This window comes from Streptomyces sp. NPDC056835, from assembly GCF_042789485.1.
Lineage (GTDB): Bacteria > Actinomycetota > Actinomycetes > Streptomycetales > Streptomycetaceae > Streptomyces.
This window is the reverse complement of record NZ_JBHUBB010000076.1, coordinates 1-3,086: the sequence shown is the minus strand read 5'-3', so window position 1 is coordinate 3,086 and position 3,086 is coordinate 1. Positions and strand designations below refer to the sequence as shown.

Annotated in this window: 1 protein-coding gene; it reads right to left on the bottom strand. The window is 69.4% G+C overall.

Annotated features, from left to right (window positions below; translation table 11 throughout):
• The coding region (locus ACFRMN_RS38540) for a type I polyketide synthase (protein ID WP_383029152.1) at positions 1 to 3,086 on the bottom strand (3,086 nt) is incomplete at both ends.

The following is a 3,086-nucleotide window of genomic DNA, read 5'->3' as shown; positions in this document are numbered from 1 at the left end:
GGCTTCCAGTCCGCCGCTGTCACCGTTTCCGTGGCCACCGTGACCAGTCGCGGGGCGAACAACCTGCCCTCATCCACAGCGACTTGAGGCTCACCAGAAGCCAGAGCCAGTGCCACGGCTTCCTTCGGATCCTCACCCTCGGCCATGTCGACGACCACGACACTTCCGGGGTGCTCGGCCTGCGCGGAACGCAGCAGGCCCCACACGGCGGCGGTGGCCGGATCGGGCTCCGTCATGACGGCGCCCCGGGTGACCACGGCGAGCCGCCTGTCCTCGCGGTCCGCCGTGTCGGCCAGGAACCGCTGGAGGGAATCCAGTGCCTTGGCCACGCTCGTACGGGCGTCCCCGCCGGGCTCGACGTATTCGATCACGATCTCGGGCGGCAGGCCGCCGGTGCCGTCGGGGACCGGTACATCGGTCCACCGCACCTCGAACAGTGGGTCGGCGGCCACCGCCGAACCCAACTGTTCCTGCGACATCGGCTGCAACCGCAGCTCGTCCACGGTCACCACCGGCTGCCCGGCACCGTCGAACGCCGCGAGCCGCGCGGCGCCATCGGCGCTCCGCGACAACTGCACCCGCAGCGCCGACGCGCCCACCGAGTGCAGCCGCACTCCGTTCCAGGAGAACGGCACCTTCATGTCACCCGAAGGCAGGGGATGCAGCGCGGCGTCCAGCAAAGCCGGATGAACGCCGAATGCGTCGGCTTCCACTGGCAGTTGGACCTCGGCGAACATTTCATCACCGGCCCGCCAGAGCGCTTGCAGGCCCTGGAAGGCCGGTCCGTATCCGTATCCCAGGCCGGCCAGCAGTTCGTATGCCTCAGCGACATCCACCCGCTCGGCGCCGGTGGGCGGCCACGTACCTTCCAGCCGCTCGTCGGCCACCGGGGGAGTGGCGGCCAGTACGCCCACGGCGTGCCGGACCCACTCCAGCCCGGGATCGACCCCGGCGTCGGCGTGCTGGACACGGGAATGCACTGTGACCGGGCGGCGCCCGGCATCATCGGGGGCCCCTACCGACACCTGCACCGCCACCGACGCGTCCTGCGCCAACACCAACGGCCTCTCCAGCGTCAGTTCTTCCAGCACGTCGCAGTCGACCTCGTCGCCGGCGCGGAGGGCCATTTCGACGAAGGCGGTTCCCGGGAGCAGTGGCGTGCCGAAGACGGCGTGGTCTTCCAGCCAGGGGTGAGTGGTGCGGGAGACCTGTCCGGTGAGCACGATGTCGTCGCTGCCTGCGAGGCGTACGGCAGCGCCGAGCAGCGGGTGACCGGCCGGGTGCAGACCGAGACCTGCCGCGTCCACCACCGAACGGCCCGCGGGCAGCCAGTGACGACGTCGTTGGAAGGCGTAGGTCGGCAGCTCGATGAGCCGGCCGCCTGTCACCCATGAGGACCAGTCGACGTCCACTCCGGCGGTGAACACCTCGGCCAGGCCATGGAGCAGGCGGGCGTTTTCGCCTTCGTTGCGGCGGAGGGTGCCGACCGCCGTCACGCCTGCTGTGCCCATGCTTTCGGCGGCTTGGGTGATGGCGCCGAGGAGGACGGGGTGGGGGCTGCTTTCGATGAAGAGGCGGTGTCCGGTTTCCAGGAGGTTGTGCAGGGCGGTGTCGAAGCGGACGGTCTGGCGCAGGTTGGTGAACCAGTACTCGGCGTCCATTACCGCCGTGTCGATCGACTCACCGGTCACGGTGGAGAAGAGGGGGGTGTGGCCGGTGCGTGGTTCGATGCCGGCCAGGACATGCAGGAGTTCGGTTTTGAGGTCTTCGACCTGTGGTGAGTGGGAGGCGTAGTCCACGGCGATGCGACGGGCCTGTATGCCGTCGGCCTCGCATTCGGTGAGGAGTGCGTCCAGTTGATCGGGTGGTCCGGAGACCACTACCTGCTCGGGTCCGTTGACGACGGCGATCTGGAGTCCGTCGGTCAGGCGTCCCGTCACTTGTTCTTCGGGGGCGAGGACGGAGACCATGCCGCCGCGTCCGGACAGTCGCAGGATCGCCCGGCTGCGCAGGGCCACGACGCGTGCCGCGTCATCGAGGGACAGAGCGCCCGCCACGCAAGCGGCGGCGATCTCTCCTTGCGAATGTCCGACCACGGCGGCGGGCCGTACTCCCAGCGATCGCCACAGCTCGGCCAGTGACACCATCACCGCGAAGAGGACCGGCTGTACCACATCAACGCGCCGCAGTATGTCCTCGTCGCCGTCCCGCATCACGTCCAGCAGTGACCAGCCATCGACATACGGTTCGAGCGCGGCGGCGCATTCGGCCATCCGTGACGCGAAGACAGTTGAGGTGTCGAGGAGTTCGCGTGCCATGCCGACCCACTGTGAGCCCTGGCCGGGGAAGACGAACACCACACCACCGGAGGCCGCCGCACGCCCGGTGACGACATTCTTCGTCGTGCGACCGGCCGCCAACTCCTCCAGGCCGGACCTGAGTTCGGAGTTGTTCTCGCCGAGTACGACGGCCCGGTGGTCCAGTACGGCGCGTCCGGCGGTCAGGGTGAATCCCACGTCCCGGGGGTCCGGCTCGGCACCGTCACCGAGCCGGGCGAGCAGCCGCGTCGCCTGCTCCGACAGGGCCGCCTCGCCGCGCGCCGACAGCACCCACGGAATGGCGCCGTGACGTTCCGGCCCGTTCTCTTCGGCCGGCTCCCGTTCCTCGTCCGGCGCGGCTTCCAGGATCACGTGCGCGTTCGTCCCACCGATGCCGAAGGACGACACACCGGCCCGGCGGGGACGGTCGTGCTCGGGCCATGGCCTGTTCTCCGTCAGCAGGCTGACGGCACCGGACTCCCAGTCGACGTGGTGCGAGGGGGTGGTCGCGTGCAGGGTGCGCGGCAGAGTGCCGTAGCGCATCGCCTGCACCATCTTGATGATGCCGGCGACGCCCGCGGCGGCCTGGGTGTGGCCGATGTTGGACTTCACCGAACCCAGCCACAACGGCTGCTTCTTGTCGCGTCCTTGGCCGTATGTCGCCAGCAAAGCCTGTGCTTCGATGGGGTCGCCCAGTGTGGTGCCTGTGCCGTGTGCCTCGACGGTGTCGACGTCGGCGGGGGTGAGTTGTGCGCTGGCGAGGGCGTC